Annotated in this window: 13 protein-coding genes, 1 tRNA gene, 2 rRNA genes and 1 pseudogene (1 of these 17 running past the window's edge); 13 read left to right on the top strand and 4 right to left on the bottom strand. The window is 65.5% G+C overall.

The window, feature by feature from the left end:
* The 3 genes from SGRAN_RS18690 to SGRAN_RS18680 all read left to right on the top strand — a co-directional run.
* Positions 1–1915, top strand: a 23S ribosomal RNA gene (locus tag SGRAN_RS18690) (it extends 878 nt beyond the left edge of the window).
* Between the two features lie 117 nt (positions 1916–2032).
* Positions 2033–2147: ribosomal RNA gene (rrf, locus tag SGRAN_RS18685) — 5S ribosomal RNA — on the top strand.
* 109 nt (positions 2148–2256) lie between these two features.
* Positions 2257–2333, top strand: a tRNA-Met gene (locus tag SGRAN_RS18680).
* A gap of 11 nt (positions 2334–2344) precedes the next feature.
* On the opposite strand, the gene SGRAN_RS22860 is transcribed toward SGRAN_RS18680, so the two are convergent.
* A complete protein-coding gene (locus SGRAN_RS22860; protein WP_210434173.1) occupies positions 2345–2575 on the bottom strand; it encodes a hypothetical protein in 231 nt (76 codons plus the stop codon).
* 28 nt (positions 2576–2603) lie between these two features.
* Positions 2604–3353, bottom strand: a pseudogene (gene tnpC, locus SGRAN_RS18675) (IS66 family transposase); the annotation flags it as partial.
* A gap of 248 nt (positions 3354–3601) precedes the next feature.
* Here tnpC and istA point away from each other — a divergent pair.
* The 4 genes from istA to SGRAN_RS18650 all read left to right on the top strand — a co-directional run bounded on the left by istA (position 3602) and on the right by SGRAN_RS18650 (position 8557).
* The gene (gene istA, locus SGRAN_RS18670; protein WP_082737351.1) at positions 3602–5113 is read left to right on the top strand and encodes an IS21 family transposase; all 1512 of its coding nucleotides are present in this window, start codon (positions 3602–3604) and stop codon (positions 5111–5113) included.
* Positions 5110–5946 carry an IS21-like element helper ATPase IstB gene (istB, locus tag SGRAN_RS18665; protein WP_067182650.1) on the top strand — a complete coding sequence of 279 codons (837 nt, stop codon included), beginning with the start codon at positions 5110–5112 and terminating at the stop codon, positions 5944–5946. The genes istA and istB overlap by 4 nt, the downstream gene beginning before the upstream one ends.
* Before the next feature lie 106 nt (positions 5947–6052).
* A protein-coding gene (locus tag SGRAN_RS18655; protein WP_148650924.1) for an IS3 family transposase occupies positions 6053–7182 on the top strand; the annotation gives its coding sequence in 2 pieces (ribosomal slippage) (positions 6053–6275 and positions 6275–7182; 1131 coding nt in all).
* A gap of 664 nt (positions 7183–7846) precedes the next feature.
* Positions 7847–8557, top strand: a complete 711-nt coding sequence (locus SGRAN_RS18650; RefSeq protein WP_067186117.1) for a helix-turn-helix domain-containing protein — start codon at positions 7847–7849, stop codon at positions 8555–8557.
* A gap of 9 nt (positions 8558–8566) precedes the next feature.
* Here SGRAN_RS18650 and SGRAN_RS18645 read toward each other — a convergent pair whose 3' ends face one another.
* The gene (locus SGRAN_RS18645) at positions 8567–8746 is read right to left on the bottom strand and encodes a hypothetical protein (protein WP_067186115.1); all 180 of its coding nucleotides are present in this window, start codon (positions 8744–8746) and stop codon (positions 8567–8569) included.
* Positions 8747–8770: 24 nt separating this feature from the next.
* Positions 8771–9487 carry a TetR/AcrR family transcriptional regulator gene (locus SGRAN_RS18640; RefSeq protein WP_082737478.1) on the bottom strand — a complete coding sequence of 239 codons (717 nt, stop codon included), beginning with the start codon at positions 9485–9487 and terminating at the stop codon, positions 8771–8773.
* Between the two features lie 52 nt (positions 9488–9539).
* On the opposite strand from SGRAN_RS18640, the gene SGRAN_RS18635 reads away from it, so the two are divergent.
* The 6 genes from SGRAN_RS18635 (at position 9540) to SGRAN_RS18610 (ending at position 17544) form a co-directional block, all read left to right on the top strand.
* Positions 9540–10961: an efflux transporter outer membrane subunit gene (locus tag SGRAN_RS18635; RefSeq protein ID WP_067186113.1), complete on the top strand. Its 1422-nt coding sequence runs from the start codon at positions 9540–9542 to the stop codon at positions 10959–10961.
* The gene (locus SGRAN_RS18630; RefSeq protein ID WP_067186111.1) at positions 10958–12115 is read left to right on the top strand and encodes an HlyD family secretion protein; all 1158 of its coding nucleotides are present in this window, start codon (positions 10958–10960) and stop codon (positions 12113–12115) included. Before SGRAN_RS18635 ends, SGRAN_RS18630 begins: the two co-directional genes overlap by 4 nt.
* A 131-nt stretch (positions 12116–12246) precedes the next feature.
* Positions 12247–13797 (top strand): DHA2 family efflux MFS transporter permease subunit, encoded by a 1551-nt coding sequence (locus SGRAN_RS18625; protein WP_067186109.1) that lies wholly within the window; start codon positions 12247–12249, stop codon positions 13795–13797.
* Positions 13798–13863: 66 nt separating this feature from the next.
* Positions 13864–15747 (top strand): ABC-F family ATP-binding cassette domain-containing protein, encoded by a 1884-nt coding sequence (locus SGRAN_RS18620; RefSeq protein WP_067186107.1) that lies wholly within the window; start codon positions 13864–13866, stop codon positions 15745–15747.
* Positions 15748–15907: 160 nt separating this feature from the next.
* Entirely contained in the window at positions 15908–16999 is a 1092-nt protein-coding gene (hppD, locus tag SGRAN_RS18615) for a 4-hydroxyphenylpyruvate dioxygenase (protein ID WP_067186105.1), read from the top strand.
* Positions 16996–17544, top strand: coding sequence for a VOC family protein (locus SGRAN_RS18610; RefSeq protein WP_067186103.1), 549 nt, complete (start codon positions 16996–16998; stop codon positions 17542–17544). The genes hppD and SGRAN_RS18610 overlap by 4 nt, the downstream gene beginning before the upstream one ends.
* Positions 17545–17651 lie beyond the last annotated feature (107 nt).

Raw genomic sequence — 17651 nt, 5'->3', positions numbered from 1 at the left:
AATACCTTGGGGGGTAGAGCACTGGATGGATGCGGGGGTCGCGAGATCTACCAATTCTAACCAAACTCCGAATACCCAAGAGTAATATCCGGCAGACAGACGGCGGGTGCTAAGGTCCGTCGTCAAAAGGGAAACAGCCCTGACCTACAGCTAAGGTCCCCAAGTCACGTCTAAGTGGGAAAGCATGTGGGAATCCCAAAACAACCAGGAGGTTGGCTTAGAAGCAGCCATCCTTTAAAGAAAGCGTAACAGCTCACTGGTCTAAATAAGGGTTCCTGCGGCGAAAATGTAACGGGGCTCAAGACGTGCACCGAAGCTTAGGGTGTGTAGCAATACACGCGGTAGCGGAGCGTTCCGTAGGCTGATGAAGCGGTCTGGTAATGGACCGTGGAGGTATCGGAAGTGCGAATGCTGACATGAGTAGCGATAAAGAGGGTGAGATGCCCTCTCGCCGAAATCCCAAGGGTTCCTGCTTAAAGCTAATCTGAGCAGGGTAAGCCGGCCCCTAAGACGAGCCCGAAGGGGGTAGTCGATGGGAACCACGTTAATATTCGTGGGCCTGGTGGTGTGTGACGGATCGCGTAAATTGTCTGATCTTATTGGATTGGTCAGGCTTTGAAGCGGTTCCAGGAAATAGCCCCACCGTATAGACCGTACCCTAAACCGACACAGGTGGGATGGTAGAGTATACCAAGGCGCTTGAGAGAAGTCTCCTGAAGGAACTCGGCAAATTGCCTCCGTACCTTCGGAAGAAGGAGGCCCTGCATCTGGGCAACCAGTTGCAGGGGGCACAGGCCAGGGGGTAGCGACTGTTTAGCAAAAACACAGGACTCTGCTAAGTCGGCTTCAAGACGACGTATAGGGTCTGACGCCTGCCCGGTGCCTGAAGGTTAAGTGGAGGGGTGCAAGCTCCGAAACGAAGCCCAGGTAAACGGCGGCCGTAACTATAACGGTCCTAAGGTAGCGAAATTCCTTGTCGGGTAAGTTCCGACCTGCACGAATGGCGTAACGACTTCCCCACTGTCTCCAGGAGATGCTCAGCGAAATTGAATTCTCCGTGAAGATGCGGAGTACCCGCGGTTAGACGGAAAGACCCCGTGCACCTTTACTGCAGCTTCAGAGTGGCATTAGGAAAGAACTGTGTAGCATAGGTGGGAGGCTTTGAAGCACCGGCGCCAGCTGGTGTGGAGCCATAGGTGAAATACCACCCTGTTGTTTTCTGATGTCTAACCTCGATCCATGAAACTGGATCAGGGACCCTCTGTGGCGGGTAGTTTGACTGGGGCGGTCGCCTCCTAAAGAGTAACGGAGGCGCGCGATGGTAGGCTCAGGACGGTTGGAAACCGTCTGCGAGAGTGCAATGGCATAAGCCTGCCTGACTGCGAGACTGACGAGTCGAGCAGAGACGAAAGTCGGTCATAGTGATCCGGTGGTCCCGAGTGGAAGGGCCATCGCTCAACGGATAAAAGGTACGCCGGGGATAACAGGCTGATGATTCCCAAGAGCTCATATCGACGGAATCGTTTGGCACCTCGATGTCGGCTCATCACATCCTGGGGCTGGAGCAGGTCCCAAGGGTTTGGCTGTTCGCCAATTAAAGTGGTACGTGAGCTGGGTTCAGAACGTCGTGAGACAGTTTGGTCCCTATCTGCCGTGGGCGTCGAAATTTGAGAGGAGTTGACCCTAGTACGAGAGGACCGGGTTGAACATACCTCTGGTGTACCTGTCGTGGCGCCAGCCGCGCAGCAGGGTAGCTATGTATGGACGGGATAACCGCTGAAAGCATCTAAGCGGGAAGCCTCCCTCAAGATAAGATTTCTTAGAGCCGTGGAAGACCACCACGTTGATAGATCGGATGTAGAAGTGCGGTAACGCATGGAGCTAACCGATACTAATTGCTCTATTCGCGCTTGAAGAGTCCCACCATCAACGACAATCCTGAACGGATTGCCGGTGATGTGGATGATATGAATAACAGCCATTATGCACGGGCATCGATTGAACCCCTATCCGACCTACGCCGGCTTCATTGCTTGGTGACCATGGCGTCAGTGCCCCACCCGATCCCATCTCGAACTCGGCCGTGAAACCTGACAGCGCCGATGGTACTGTGGCTCAAGCCCCGGAAGAGTAGGACGTCGCCAGGCATTGCAGCCGGCGTAAGGTCGAAGAGGAACCCATTCATAATGGTCGGGCGGCGTTGGCCGCCCTTTGCCGTTTCTGCGGTCCCGGATTCCGGGATCGGCGATTGGTTGACGCGGGATGGAGCAGCCCGGTAGCTCGTCAGGCTCATAACCTGAAGGTCGTAGGTTCAAATCCTACTCCCGCAACCATAGAAAGCCCACTAGGCTACGAGCTTAGTGGGCTTTTTTGCTGTTCGGAGCGGGCGGCATTCCGACCATTCCAAATTCGGAATCCCGACTTTTGCTTTGTTCCACGCTTCGATTGCGCGCGGCCGGAGTTGACGGTTACTGCTAAAATCGTCGGTAGCGCCATCGGGCAATACCAGGTCGACCGGAAAATCTTCTTCATCGCGGTTTTCATATTCGCGGACAGAGCGGGTGAGCACAACCAAGCGGAGCGCTTCAGCGTAACCGGTGTTTTCAGGCCACGTCGAACCAGGGCATGAGATCGCCGACGCTTTGGATGGGATGACCGTTGGCAAGGCTGGTGAGCGTGTCGGTCAGCCACGCGTGGGGGTTGATGGCGCCCAGCTTGCAGCATTCGATGAGGGTCGCGATGACGGCCCAGTTATCTCCGCCCTCGTCGGAGCCGGCAAACAGGGCGTTTTTGCGATTGAGAGCCAGCGGCCTGATCGACCGTTCGACGGTATTGGAGTCGAGGTCGATGCGTCCATCGTCGAGGAATCGCACGAGGCCGTCCCAGCGGGTGAGTGCATAGCGGATCGCCTCGCCAAGCTTGCTTTTGGCGCTGACCTGGCGGCCGCGGGCGACAAGATACTGGTGAAGATCGTCGACGATGGCGCGGCTGCGCTCGGCCCGGACGGCGCGGCGCCGCTCGGCGGATGAACCGCGTACGTCGTCCTCGATGGCATAGAGCAAGGCGATGCGGCGCAGCGCCTCGGTGGAGACCGGCGACGTGTCGGCGAGATCGTAGAACTTGCGGCGCACGTGCGCCCAGCAGAAAGCGAGCCGGATCTGCTGTCGCCGCCGGGCGAGCGCGGTGTAGCCGCCATAGCCGTCGACCTGCAGGATGCCCGCGAAATCGCCAAGATGCGCGTGAGGACGCTCGGCCTTGCGATCCGGAGCATAGACATAGGCGACGATCGGTGGATCGCTGCCGCCCTGATCTGCCCCCTTCTGAGTGGTCCAAAATTGATGATATTTTGGACGACGAAGGAGATACGGAATGCCGAGCAAGAAGCATCGCCCGGAAGAGATTATTGGCAAGCTGCTGCGCGACAATCAAGGTGAGAACAGCGCGACAATCTAGATGAGAAAGGCGGCGGTGTGTCTGTCGGGACGAGGGGCGAAGCCCCGAGGAGCGACAGACACACCGCCGCGAGCGCCTTTTCTTCTGGAAGGGCGCTTTTGGTGATCGTGACCTGTCAGGTGGCGCCTCCTTCTGAAGGGGAGAAGCGGTGCCTGGGAGCCATATCAACGATCATCAGGTGAGATTATATATGAAGATGAGACAGACAGTGTCGCCGCGTTCAGCGGCGGCGTGCGCGGCGTTCAGCACGGCGACGGCCTATCGGCTGGAGCAGGATGCGCAGTTGCCGTCGCAAAAGAAGGCGCCGCGCGGTCGCCGTCGCCCCGATCCGCTGGCGGATATCTTCGATAGCGAGGTTGTACCGCTTCTGGAGAGTGCGCCGGGAATCCGCGCCGTCGCGGTGTTCGAGATGCAGCGTCGTCATCCTGAGCTTCCCGATGGAGTGCGGCGGACGATGGAGCGTCGGATCCGCAGTTGGCGGGCGCTGCAAGGCCCGGATCGCGATGTGATCTTCCGCCAGGTGCACGAGCCGGGGCGGATGGGGCTGTCGGATTTTACGGACATGGCCGATCTGGGTGTACGGATCGCGGGGGTCGAGCTCGACCACCGGCTGTATCACTTCCGGCTCGCCTGTTCGGGCTTCGAGCATGCCCATGTGATCCTTGGCGGCGAGAGTTATGTCGCGCTGGCGGAGGGTCTGCAAAATGCGCTGTGGGCGCTGGGCGGGGCGCCGCGTGAACATCGCAGCGACAGCCTGTCGGCGGCGTTCCGCAATCTGGATGCATCGGCGCGCGATGATCTGACGCACAGATATGACGCGCTGTGCCGCCATTACCGGATGGAGCCGAGCCGCAACAACCGCGGCGTTGCGCACGAGAATGGCGCGATAGAAAGCGCGCACGGGCATCTGAAGGCGGCAGTGCGTGATGCCCTGCTGATGCGCGGATCGGTCGACTTTGGCGAGCTTGCGGAATATCGACGCTTCATCGACGAGATCGTCGCGCGCAAGAATGCCCGGAGCGCGAAGCGCATCGACGCCGAGCGGGCGGTGCTTCAGTCGCTGCCGGGCATGCGCACCAGCGATTATGAAGAGGTGCTCGTCATGGTCACCTCCTCGGGCGGGTTCACGCTGCGCAAGGTCTTCTACACGGTGCCGTCGCGGCTGATCGGTCACCGGCTGCGGGTACGGCTTTACGACGACCGGCTTGAGCTCTTCCTCGGCGGCACGCCCCTGTTCACTCTGCCGCGCGGTCGCGCCGACCGCAAAGGCAAGCATGATCATGTCGTCGATTATCGCCATGTGATCCATGCGCTGCGGCGTAAGCCGATGGCGTTGCTGAACCTCGTTTACCGTGACCAGCTCTTCCCGCGCGAGGCCTATCGGCGCATGTTCGACCGGCTGATCGAGCGGCTCGCCGATCGGATGGCGTGCCGGACGATGGTCGAGTTGCTCAGCCTTGCACATGAGCGGGCCTGCGAGGCCGAGCTTGCTGGCGTGCTGGAATCCCTGCTGGCGACGCCGCAGGGCATGCCGGACATGGCAGCGCTGCGTGCGCGGTTCGCGCCCGACCCCGCGGCTTTACCCGAGGTTATCGTCGAGCTCGTCCCGCTGAGCGCCTATGAAGCGCTGCTGGCTCCTCGCGCGGAGGAAATGGCATGACCCAGGGCATCGATGCGACCAAGCTCACCCTGATGCTCAATGAGCTGCGGCTTCCGACAATCAAGCAGCTCTGGCCGACGTTCGCCGATCGGTCCGACAAGGAGGGCTGGCCGGCGGCACGGTTCCTCAGCGCCATCACCGAGCATGAGATCGCCGAACGCGGTCGCCGCCGGATGGAGCGGCATCTGGCGGAAGCAAAGCTGTTGCCGGGAAAGACGCTCGATACGTTCGACTTCGACGCGGTGCCGATGATATCGAAGGCGCAGGTCATGGCGATCTGCGCCGGAGACAGCTGGCTCGAAAACGGCGCGAACCTGATCCTGTTCGGCCCGCCCGGCGGGGGCAAATCGCACCTGTCGTCGGCGATCGGACTGGCGCTCATCGAAAAGGGCTGGCGCGTGCTGTTCGTCCGGACCTCCGACCTCGTCCAGAAACTGCAGGTTGCGCGCCGCGAGCTTACGCTCGAAAACGCGATCAATCGGCTCGATCGCTTCGATCTGCTGATCCTGGACGATCTGGCTTACGTCGCCAAGGACCAAGCCGAAACCTCGGTCCTGTTCGAGCTGATCAGCGCGCGATACGAGCGGCGTTCGCTGCTGATTACCGCCAACCAGCCGTTCGGCGAATGGAACCGGGTCTTCCCCGATCCCGCCATGACGCTGGCCGCTGTCGATCGCCTCGTGCACCACGCCACCATCTTCGAAATGAACGTCGAAAGCTATCGGCGGCGCGCCGCGATCGACCGAAAGCAGCACGGCGCAGGTCGGCCCGCAAAGGTCGCGACAATCAAAAATACCGGCCTGTCGCTCCACGACAATCAACCTGCGACATAGGCCTTGCCAGCGACAATTAAACACATCAAAACGGCACCGTCGCGGTCAGCGCTTCTCATCCTGATCGTCGCTAACTTCTCATCCAGATCGTCGCGCTACAGGCAAGCTGCGTGAAGCGGAGGTTGTGCTGGCGCAGGGCGCCACGACCGCCGAGGCGTGCCGTCGGATCGCGATCAGCGAGCAGACCTACTATCGTTGGCGCAAGGAATACGGCGGCCTGAAGACCGATCAGGCGCGCCGGATGAAGGACCTGGAGAAAGAGAATGCGCGGCTTCGCCGTGCGATATCCGACCTGACGCTGGACAAGCTGATCCTGCAGGAAGCTGCCCGGGGAAACTTCTGAGCCCCGCGCGCCGAAGGCGCTGTATCGACCACATCAGAAGGATGATGCCGGTGTCCGAGCGGCGGCTCTGCCGCGTGCTCGGGCAATACCGATCGACACAGCGCAAGGCGCCTCGCGGGGCGGATGACGAAGCCGCTCTCACCGAGGATATCATCGCGCTGGCCCGGCAATATGGTCGCTATGGCTATCGCCGGGTGACGGCGTTGCTGCGCGATGCGGGGTGGCATGTGAACCGCAAGCGGGTCGAGCGCATCTGGCGGCGCGAGGGGCTCAAGGTGCCGCAAAGGCAGCCGAAGCGCGGGCGGCTGTGGCTGAACGACGGATCGTGCATCCGGCTCCGGCCGGAATATCCCGGGCATGTCTGGTCCTACGACTTCGTCGAAGGGCGGACCCACGATGGTCGCAAATATCGGATCCTGTCGATCATCGACGAGGCGAGCCGGGAGTGCCTGGCGCTGCCGGTCGCGCGCAAGCTCAGGAGCGATGACGTGCTGGCGGCACTCTCCGAGCTGTTCGTCACGCGTGGGCCGCCGGCGCATATCAGGTCGGACAATGGTCCGGAGTTTATCGCGACGGCGGTGCAGCAATGGCTCGCCCAGATCGGCGTGAAGACGCTCTACATCACGCCCGGATCGCCATGGGAGAATGGCTATTGCGAAAGCTTCAACGGGTCGCTGCGCGATGAACTGCTCAACGGCGAAATCTTCTACTCGCTCGCCGAGGCTCGTATCCTGATCGAGGCGTGGAGGCGTCATTACAACACCGTCCGGCCGCACAGCTCGCTGGGATATCGACCACCGGCGCCAGAGGCTGTTCCATCGCCAGTGTCGCCCTCCGGTTCCGCTTCGCTCCACCTACGGCCAACACTGGCGATGGAGGCGTCAATGCACTAACAATCCGATCGGACCACTCGGTGGGGGCCGGTCAAATAAACCTGAACGGTTTTTGTCCGCGTAATTGCGGTCCTGGGCATCCCTATGCCCGGGGAAGTCGCGACCCGACTCACCCCCCCTCCGTTAGGGCCAATTTAATACGGGAGTTAATTTTTATGTGAACCCCCAAAATGACCCGTCGCCCAGAATCGCGAGGCGGTAAATGTAAGGAAACTCTGGGAAAGCCGGGAATGATGGGGGTCTTGAGGGTTAACCGCCGGACCGGTCGCGATGCCCGGCAGGCAAGCCGTCCTGTTATGGAACAGGCTGCATCCGAATCTTAACCGGATTTCTGCTCTGCGGAGCGTCGACACGAGCTGCATCCACGCCGGACCGCGCCAAGCTTGCGGCGGATCGCGGCAACGATCGCTGACGAGTGCGCGTTTCGCTCGGTACGGCCTATCCGGCCGGATTCTGGCGGTTGGGCGACCAGGCCGAAATGAAAGGCATCATGTCCTCGTCCGTTCCCCCCGTCTTCCCGCCCGCCGCCATCCCGTCATCCGCCTCCCGCTCCGTTCGCGGGTCGTCGGCGGATGTCGGAGAGGGCGTTTCCCGGCGGGCCGTTAACCCCTCGGCAACGCCTCGCTGCGAAGATCGCGCGCCTATGGTCATTCACGGAACGATGATGGAACCGCCCGCCGGCTCCGCCCGACAGCGCGCGGACCGCCTGCGGCTCAACCTGACGGTCGAGGGCGGTACGACAGGGCAGGGCGGGACCGCCGTGACCGTGCACAATCTGTCGGTGACCGGCGCGCTGATCGAAACCGCCGCCGACCTGCTGCTGGGCCAGGATTTCACCATTGTGCTGCCCGAGGCGGGCGAGGTGGTCGCCTCGGTCGTGTGGCAGAGCGAGCGGCTGTTCGGTTGCCGCTTCCGCCAGCCGCTGCCGCGCGCCGTGCTGAGCGCCGCGCGCCTACGCAATCCCCTGCCGTCCGATGTCGATCCGGCCGACGGGGGCGAGGCTGTGGCTGCCGACGCCGCCGAGCCGCTGGGCATGCGCCTGCGCCGCCTGCGCGAGGCGCGCGGGATGAGCCTTGCGGGCCTTGCCAGGGCGGCCGGGCTCAGCAAGCCGAGCGTCTGGGCGTGGGAAAAGGGCACCACCGTGCCGCGCCGGAAAAGCCTGCACGCGCTCGCGACCGCGCTGCGCGTTTCCGAACAGGAGATCGTCGGCGATGCCGCCATGGTCGGCCTGCGGGCATCGGCGCAGGCGGCCAGCCGCCGAGCCGCGGCCGAGGACATGGACATGCTGAAGGCCGAGATCGCCACCGCGCGCCAGCGCATCGCGCGCGCGGCGGGGGTCGATGCTGCCTCCATCCGCATCCTGATCGAACTTTAGGGGAAAGCTTCAACTCCCTCCGTCGGAAGCCGCGCTCTCCTCGCGCCGCAGGCGGCGCGCCGTGCGCTCGTGCCGGACCGCCGCTTCGCGGAGCCGCCGCGCGAGGAAGGGATCGCTGCTCGCGTCGGCCTTCAGCCGCGCGACGCGCGCCAGTTGCTCATGATAGATGGCGTCGCGAATCGGTTCCACGCCGCCTCGATACCACGGGAATCCTCAGGCCTTCGCATCGCCACGCGACGGAGCTGTCGCCTTTTGGGACAGGGCGTGCGCGCCGATGCCCATGCTTTCGGGGCCCCAGGCGCGACAGAAGGTGTCGAGCGCGCCCTCGATCTCGGCCGCCACCCGCGCCCGGTCGCAGCGCCGCGCCTCGGGAAGGTTGAGCACCGCGAACTGATAGGAGCCGCTCTGGCACAGGCCCGTGAAATGCTGGACCGCGCGCAGCGGATCGCCGCGCCTGAGCTCGCCCCGCTCCATCTTCTCGCCGATCCACACCGCGAGCCGCGCCTTGCCGCGCCGCGGCCCGCGCTCATAGAAAGCCTCGGCCAGATGCGGGAAACGCCGCGCCTCGCCGACCACGAGCTGATAGAGCGACAGCAGCGGATCGGTCATCAGCGTCGGGACCAGGATATTGGCGAAGCGGCGCAGCACCGCGACGACATCCTCGTCGACCGGCAGGTCGATGTGCAGCATCTCGCCATATTGGCGGACGATATCGTCGACCACCGCTTCGAACAATTCCTCCTTCGACGGGAAATAGGTCCAGAGCGTCGTCTTCGACCCGCCCACTTTGCTCGCGATCGACGACATGGTCGTGCCGGCATAGCCGTGGGCGAAAAAGGCTTCGCGCGCCGTATCGACGAACGCCTGGCGGCGCTTCTCGCTCGCGTCGTCGGCGGGTCCCGTACTGGCTGGTATCATTTCGATTGACAATTCGACTCCTCCCATTATGGACGCACGATACCAGCTAGTATCGTTGGACGCCATGCCCCGTTTCCTTGTTACGACAACGGCCCTTTTCGGCCTGCTCGCCGGCTGCGCGGCGCCCGACCTGGGGCCGCGGCCACAGGTCGCCGCCGCCGACTCGCTCGCGTCGGGCGCCAGTCTGGCCGACGCGCACGGCGAATGGCCGGTCGAAGGCTGGTGGCGCGCGTGGGGCGACGCGCAGCTCGACACGCTGATCGCCGAAGGGCTCGCCGGATCGCCCGACCTTGCCGCCGCCGCGGCGCGGGTGCGCGCCGCCGACGCGCTGGCGCGGCAGGCGGGAGCGGCGCTGCTGCCGCGCCTCGGCGCCGAAGGCAGCGCCGGTGGCGTGAAGCAGAGCCGGACGATGGGCATTCCGCCGCAGTTCGTCCCCGACGGCATTCAGGACACCGGCCACGTCGCTGCGACCTTGTCCTTCGACCTCGACCTGTGGGGCCGGAACCGCGCCGCACTGGCGGCGGCGACCTCCGAAGCCGAGGCGGCGCGCGTCGATGCGGCGCAGGCGCGGCTGATGCTGACCACCGGCATCGCGGCGGCCTATGCCGACCTCGCCGCCCATCACGAAGCGCTCGACGTCGCGCGCGAAGCCCTGCGCGTGCGCACCGCGAGCGCGGCGCTGTCGGCTGACCGCGCGCGCGCCGGGCTCGACAACCAGGCGAGCGCGCGCCAGGCCGAAAGCCGTGCCGCCTCCGCGCGCGGCGACATCGCGGCGATCGAGGAAGCGATCGCGCTCACCCGGCATCGGCTCGCGGCGCTCGTCGGCGCGGGGCCCGATCGCGGGATGAGCATCGCGCGTCCGACGCTCGCCGCGCCCGCGACGGGGCTTCCCGCCGACGCCGGGATCGCGCTCGTCGGCCGCCGGCCCGACATCGTCGCGGCGCGGCTGCGCGCCGAAGCCGCGGCGAAGCGCATCGACGTCGCGCGCGCCGACTATTATCCCAATATCAGCCTGTCGGCGCTGGTCGGTTTCCAGTCGCTGGGGCTCGCGAACCTGTTCGACGCGGGGTCGAAATATGGCAATGGCGGCGCGGCGATCAGCCTGCCGATCTTCGACGGCGGGCGCATCGAGGGGCGGTATCGCGGCGCGCGCGCGGATTATGACGCAGCGGTGGCCGGCTATGATCGCACCCTGATCGATGCGCTGCGCGATATCGCCGACCTCGCTGCCAGCCGCACGGCGACCGAGCGCCAGCTTGCCGAGCGCCGCGCGGCGCTGCAGGCGGCGGCCGACGCGGCGCGGCTGGCCGGACTGCGCTATCGTGCCGGTCTGTCGAACCAGCTCGCCCAACTGACCGCCGAGGACGACATGGTCGCGCTCAGCCGCGCGGTCGCGGACCTGGAAGCGCGTGAGCGCGCGCTCGACGTCGCGCTGATCCGCGCGCTCGGCGGCGGCTATCGCGCCGTCCATCCAACAGGAGAATGACGATGGCCGACGACACGGCTACCCCCGACGCGCCCGAAACCGCCGAGGCGCAGGCGGCGCGGCTCGGCAAGCGCCGGAAACTGCTGCGCATCCTGCTGATCGTCGTGGCGACGATCGCGGCGGCGTGGGGCATCTGGTATTTTCTGACGCAGGCGGGGCGTGTCTCGACCGACAATGCCTATGTCGGCGCCGACAGCGCCACCGTCACCGCGCTTGTCTCGGGCCCGGTCAAGGCGGTGCGCGTCAGCGGCACGCAGGCGGTGAAAAAGGGCGATATCCTCGTCATCCTCGACGATGCCGACCAACGGCTGGCGGTCGCCGATGCCGAAGCGGCGCTGCGGCAGGCGCGCCAGCGCTACGGGCAGGCCGATGCGACTGCCGATGCGGCGCGCGCGCGCGTCGCGGCGCGCGGGGCCGAGATTTCGCAGGCACAGGCGCGGCTGCGCGACGCCGATGCGACGGTCGAGCGCGCGCGCGCCGAACTGGCGCGGCGCGAGAGCATCGCCGGGACCGGCGCCGTGTCGGGCGAGGAACTGACAGCGGCGCGCGCGGCGCTCAAGCAGGCGCAGGCGGCGCGCGACCTCGCCGCGGCGGGCGTGACCTCGGCGCAGGCGACGCGCGGCTCGGCGAGCGGCGATCTCGGCGCGGCCGAAGCCGTGGTGCGCGGCACGACGATCGACACCGCCCCCGACGTCGCGGCGGCGCAGGCGCGGCTCGACAAGGCGCGGCTCGACCTCGAACGCACGGTGATCCGCGCGCCGGTCGACGGCATCGTCACCAACAGGCAGGTGCAGGTCGGCCAGCGGATCGCCGCGGGCGCGCCGATCATGGTCGTGGTCCCGATCGACACTGCCTATGTCGACGCCAATTTCAAGGAAAGCCAGTTCCGGCGCATCCGCATCGGCCAGCCGGTCGAGCTGACCTCCGACTATTATGGCGGCGACGTCGTCTATCGCGGCAAGGTGGTCGGCATCGCGGGCGGCACCGGCGCGGCCTTTTCGCTGATCCCGGCGCAGAATGCGACGGGCAACTGGGTGAAGGTGGTACAGCGCCTGCCGGTGCGCATCGCGCTCGACCCCGCGCAGCTGCGCAAGCACCCGCTGCGCGTCGGCCTGTCGATGGAAGCGACGATCGACACGCGCGGGGACGATTGATGCTCACGACGCCGGCCTCGTTGTTGCGGGCGGAGCGAAGCCATCCAGGGCGGCTTCCGTCCACTCCGGATTGCCGCGTCGCCTTCGGCTCCTCGCAATGACGAGGCTTATTGACGAAAGGGCGGCCTGACATGGCGACCGCCGCCGCGTCCCCCGCATCGCTTCCGGCCGAACCGCAACCGCTGAAAGGCGTGCGGCTGCTCGCCGCGGCGTTCGCGCTGGCGCTCGCCAATTTCGTCGTGGTGCTCGACAGCACTATCGCCAATGTGTCGGTGCCGCATATCGCCGGCGGGCTCGCCGTGTCGCCGACACAGGGGACGTGGGTGATCACCAGCTATGCCGTCGCCGACGCGATCAGCGTGCCGCTCACCGGCTGGCTCGCGGCGCGCTTCGGCACCGTGCGCTGGTTCCTGATCTCGATCATGGGATTCGGCCTGTTCTCCTTCCTGTGCGGCGTGTCGCGCACGCTCGACGCGCTGATCCTCTTCCGCATCCTGCAGGGGCTGTCGGGCGGGCCGCTGATGCCGCTGTCGCAGATATTGCTGCTGCGCATCTTCCCGAAGGAAAAGGCGGGGATCGGACTCGCCATCTGGGCGATGACGACGACCACCGCGCCGATCCTCGGGCCAATTCTAGGCGGCCTGATCAGCGACAATTGGAACTGGCCGTGGATCTTCTTCATCAACCTGCCCGTCGTCGCGCTCTGCGCCTTCGGGGTCGGCAGCCTGCTCGGCGCGTTCGAGACGAAGCGGGTCAAGGCGCGGATCGACGTGATCGGCCTGGTCCTGCTGGTGGTGTCGGTCGGCGCTTTCCAGACCATGCTCGACACCGGCCGCGAGCACGACTGGTTCGGATCGACGTGGATCGTCGCGCTGGCGATCGTCTCGGCGATCAGCTTCGTCGCCTTCATCATCTGGGAATTCACCGACGCGAACCCGGTCGTCGACCTGCGCGTCTTCCGCTTCCGCGGGTTCAGCTTCGCGACATTGGCGATATCGCTCGGTTTCGGAGCTTTCTTCGCGCAGGTCGTGCTGACGCCTTTGTGGCTCCAGCAGATGGTGGGCTATACCGCGACCGATACTGGCTATGTCGTCGCCTGGCTGGGCGTGTTCGCGGTGCTGCTGTCGCCAGTCGCGGCGGCGTCGATCGACAAGATCGACATCCGCATCTCCATCTCCGCCGGGATCGTCTGGATGGCCTTCGTATCGATCCTGCGCGCGGGTTGGAACGCCGACGTCGATTACTGGACGCTCGCGCTGCCGCACCTGTTGCAGGGGATGGGCATGCCCTTCTTCTTCGTCGGGCTGACCGCGCTCGCGCTCAGTTCTGTCCCCGAAAAGGATCAGACGTCGGCGGCGGGGTTGATGAGCTTCCTGCGCACGCTCAGCGGGGCGATCGGCACGGCGGTCGCGACCACCGCATGGGATGATTCGACGCGTGTTTCGCGGTCGGAGATCGTGCCCGCGCTCAACGATCCCGCCGGCGCCATGGACATATTGCAGGGCGGCGGGCTGACCTTCGAACAGGCGCGCGCGGCGCTCGACCGGCTGGTCGAGGTGCAGGCGGCGACGATCGGCGTCATCCACATTTTCCTCGCCTCGGCCGCGGTGTTCATCATTGCCGCCCTTGCGGTCTGGTGCGCGCCGCGCCCCCGCCACGTGTCGATGGGCGCGTCGCACTGACAGGAGTGGGCGCCGCGGCGTCCAGCCGCTTGGGTTGGCCGCCCGGCTATGCTAGGCGGCGCGCCCATGTTGACGATCAACGGCCTTACCGTGCGCCTCGGCGGGCGCACCATCCTCGACCGCGCGAGCGCGAGCCTGCCGGCGAAGAGCCGGACCGGGCTGATCGGGCGCAATGGCGCCGGCAAATCGACACTGATGAAGGCGATGATCGGCCAGATCGAGGCCGATGAGGGCGGGATCGAGATGCCGCGCCGCACGCGCGTCGGCTATATCGCGCAGGAGGCGCCGAGCGGCACCGCGACGCCGTTCGAGACCGTGCTGGCTGCCGACAGCGAACGCGCCGCCCTGCTCGCGGCATCGGAGACAGAGAGTGATCCCGACCGGCTCGGCGACATCCACGAGCGGCTGATCGCGATCGACGCCTATACGGCGCCCGCGCGCGCCGCGCGCATTCTGATCGGCCTGGGTTTCGACGAGACGATGCAGGCGCAGCCGCTCGACAGCTTTTCGGGCGGGTGGAAGATGCGCGTCGCGCTCGCGGCGCTGCTCTTCTCCAACCCCGACCTGCTGCTGCTCGACGAGCCGTCGAACCACCTCGACCTCGAAGCGACGATGTGGCTCGAAAGCTTCCTCAGAAGCTATCCGGGGCAGCTTGTCGTGATCAGCCACGAGCGCGACCTGCTCAACAATGTCGTCGATCATATCCTGCATCTGGAAGGCGGGAAGGTGACGCTCTATCCGGGCGGCTACGACGCGTTCGAGCGCCAGCGCGCCGAGCGCGCGGCGCAGCTGGCGGCGGCGAAGGCGGCGCAGGATGCGCAGCGCGCGCGGCTGGTCGACTATATCGCGCGCAACAGCGCCCGCGCCTCGACCGCGAAGCAGGCGCAGTCGCGCGCCAAGCAGCTCGCGCGGATGCAGCCGATCGCCGCGCTTACCGAGGACCCGAGCCTGGTGTTCGATTTCCCAAGCCCGGCGGACGAACTGAAGCCGCCGCTGATCACGCTCGATCTTGCCAGCGTCGGCTATGCGCCGGGCGAGCCGGTGCTGAGCCGGCTCAACCTGCGCATCGACCCCGACGACCGCATCGCGCTGCTGGGACGCAACGGCAACGGCAAGACGACGCTCGCGCGGCTGCTCGCGGCGCAGCTTCAGCCGATGGACGGCGCCATGGCTGCGTCGGGCAAGATGCGCGTCGGCTATTTCACCCAGTATCAGGTCGAGGAGCTCGACGGCGCCGACACGCCGCTCGGTCACATGACGCGCGTGATGGCGGGCAAGACGCCCGGCGCGGTGCGCGCGCAGCTCGGGCGCTTCGGATTTTCGGGAAACCGGGCGACGACCGAGGTAGCCAAGCTGTCGGGCGGCGAGCGCGCGCGGCTGGCGCTGGCGCTGATCACGCGCGAGGCGCCACATCTGCTGATCCTTGACGAACCGACCAACCACCTCGACGTCGACGCGCGCGAGGCGCTGGTGCAGGCACTGAACGGCTATGACGGCGCGGTGCTGATCGTCAGCCACGACCGTCACATGCTCGAACTGTCGGCCGACCGGCTGGTGCTCGTCGACGGCGGCACGGCGCGCGATTTCGACGGCAGCATAGACGATTATGTCGCCTTCATCCTCGGCAGGGGCGCGGCCGACGAGGCGAAGGCCGCGCCGGCGAAGCCGAAGGACGCAAAGCTGGCGCGGCAGGAAGCGGCAAAGGCGCGCGAGGCGCAGGCGGCGCTGCGCAAGTCGGCGAAGGACCTCGAAGCGCAGGCGGCCAGGCTTTCGGCGCGAATTTCGGCGATCGACCGCGCGATGTTCGACCCCGCGAGCGCTGATCCCGCGCTCGCCAAGCTGACGATGGGCGACCTCGCGCAGCGTCGCGGCAAGCTCGCCGCCGAACTCGAAAGTGTCGAGGCGGCCTGGATGGACGCGCTGGAGGCGATCGAAACGGCGGCGGCCTGACGGGTCGGGTCGCGCCGCCGTTCAGCCATTTGGCGCAGGGGCCGCAGAGAAGGAAAGCTCACGCTGCTTTCAAACGACGCCACCATCATAAGAGCCCCGCATTGACTCCCCCGCCGCCGCCCATCATAATGGTTTCAATTGTAACCATAAGGGATGGACCATGGCCGATCTGTTCGAAAATCCGCTGGGGCTCGACGGCTTCGAATTCGTCGAATTCTCGGCGCCCGAGAAGGGGATTCTCGAGCCGGTGTTCGAACGCATGGGCTTCACGCAGATTGCGCATCATCGCTCGAAGGACGTGATATTGTGGCGGCAGGGCGACATCAACCTGATCGCCAATTACGAGCCGCGCTCGCCCGCCGCCTATTTCGCCGCCGAACATGGCCCGTCGGCATGCGGCATGGGGTGGCGCTGCCGCGATGCGGCGAAAGCCTATGCCGAAGCGATCGCGCGCGGTGCCGAGCCGGTCGAGGTGCGCACCGGGCCGATGGAATTGCGCCTGCCCGCCATACGCGGCATCGGCGGGTCGATCATCTATCTGATCGACCGTTACGGCGACGGCCTCAGCATCTACGACATCGATTTCGTCTATGAAGACGGCGTCGACCGCCATCCCGAAGGTGCGGGGCTCAAGGTGATCGATCACCTGACGCACAATGTCTACGGCGGGCGGATGGCGCATTGGGCGGCGTTCTACGAGCGCATCGCGGGCTTCCGCGAGATCCGCTATTTCGACATCAAGGGCGAATATACCGGCCTGACCTCGAAGGCGATGACCGCGCCCGACGGCAAGATCCGCATCCCGCTCAACGAGGAAGGCGCGGGCGGCGGCGGCCAGATCGAGGAATATTTGCGCGCCTATAATGGCGAGGGCATCCAGCATATCGCCTTCGCCTGCGACGATCTCTACGCCTCGTGGGACAAGCTCGCCGCGCTCGGCAATCCCTTCGCGCCGTCGCCGCCGGAAACCTATTACGAACTGCTCGCCGAACGGCTGCCCGGCCATGGCGAACCGGTCGAGGAGCTGAAGGCACGCGGCATATTGCTCGACGGATCGACGCAGGAAGGCGATCCGCGCCTGCTGCTCCAGATTTTCGGCCAGACGGTGATCGGCCCGGTCTTCTTCGAATTCATCCAGCGCAAGAAGGACGAAGGCTTCGGCGAAGGCAATTTCACCGCGCTGTTCAAGTCGATGGAACTCGACCAGATCCGCCGCGGCGCGCTCGATGTCGCAAAGGAGCCTGCCGAATGACGAGCCCGATCAAACTCGGCGGCGTCCACCATGCCGCCTATCGCTGCAAGGACGCGAAGGAGACGGTCGAATGGTACGAGCGCATGCTCGGCATGACCTACACCACCGCCTTCGCCGAGGATCATGTGCCGTCGACCGGCGAATATGATCCCTACATGCACGTCTTCCTCGACGCGGGGGGCGGCAACGTCCTCGCCTTCTTCGAATTACCGAACCAGCCCGACATGGGTCGCGACGAAAACACCCCGGCGTGGGTCCAGCATCTGGCGTTCAAGGTCGGCAGCCATGACGAACTGGTCGCGGCGAAGGCGCATCTCGAGGCTCATGGCGTCGACGTGCTCGGGCCGACGCACCATGGCATCTTCCGGTCGATCTATTTCTTCGACCCCAACGGCCACCGCATCGAACTGGCGTGCGACATCGGCACCGACGAACAATATGCCGAACTGCGCCGCGTCGCGCCGCTGATGCTCGACGAATGGAGCCGGACGAAGAAGGCGCCGCGCCACGCCGACTGGCTGCATCAGCCGCCCGTGAACGAGTAGGTTTCCTTCTTCCCCTCCCGCCTGCGGGAGGGGCAGCGAGAGTTGCGAGCTTGCTTGCTACTCGCAGCGGGGTGGGCCATTGCACCGCTGCTGGCCCACCCTCGACC

Source organism: Sphingopyxis granuli, assembly GCF_001559015.1.
GTDB classification, from domain to species: domain Bacteria; phylum Pseudomonadota; class Alphaproteobacteria; order Sphingomonadales; family Sphingomonadaceae; genus Sphingopyxis; species Sphingopyxis granuli.
The sequence above is the reverse complement of the archived record's forward strand: the minus strand, read 5'-3'. Positions and strand labels throughout refer to the sequence as shown.

Excerpts from the sequence above, each read along its gene's own strand:
- istB (WP_067182650.1), top strand. The coding sequence starts at position 5,110 with ATGACCCAGGGCATCGATGCGACCAAGCTCACCCTGATGCTCAATGAG.
- SGRAN_RS18650 (WP_067186117.1), top strand. The coding sequence starts at position 7,847 with ATGGAACCGCCCGCCGGCTCCGCCCGACAGCGCGCGGACCGCCTGCGG.
- SGRAN_RS18635 (WP_067186113.1), top strand. The coding sequence starts at position 9,540 with ATGCCCCGTTTCCTTGTTACGACAACGGCCCTTTTCGGCCTGCTCGCC.
- SGRAN_RS18630 (WP_067186111.1), top strand. The coding sequence starts at position 10,958 with ATGACGATGGCCGACGACACGGCTACCCCCGACGCGCCCGAAACCGCC.
- SGRAN_RS18625 (WP_067186109.1), top strand. The coding sequence starts at position 12,247 with ATGGCGACCGCCGCCGCGTCCCCCGCATCGCTTCCGGCCGAACCGCAA.
- SGRAN_RS18620 (WP_067186107.1), top strand. The coding sequence starts at position 13,864 with ATGTTGACGATCAACGGCCTTACCGTGCGCCTCGGCGGGCGCACCATC.
- hppD (WP_067186105.1), top strand. The coding sequence starts at position 15,908 with ATGGCCGATCTGTTCGAAAATCCGCTGGGGCTCGACGGCTTCGAATTC.
- SGRAN_RS18610 (WP_067186103.1), top strand. The coding sequence starts at position 16,996 with ATGACGAGCCCGATCAAACTCGGCGGCGTCCACCATGCCGCCTATCGC.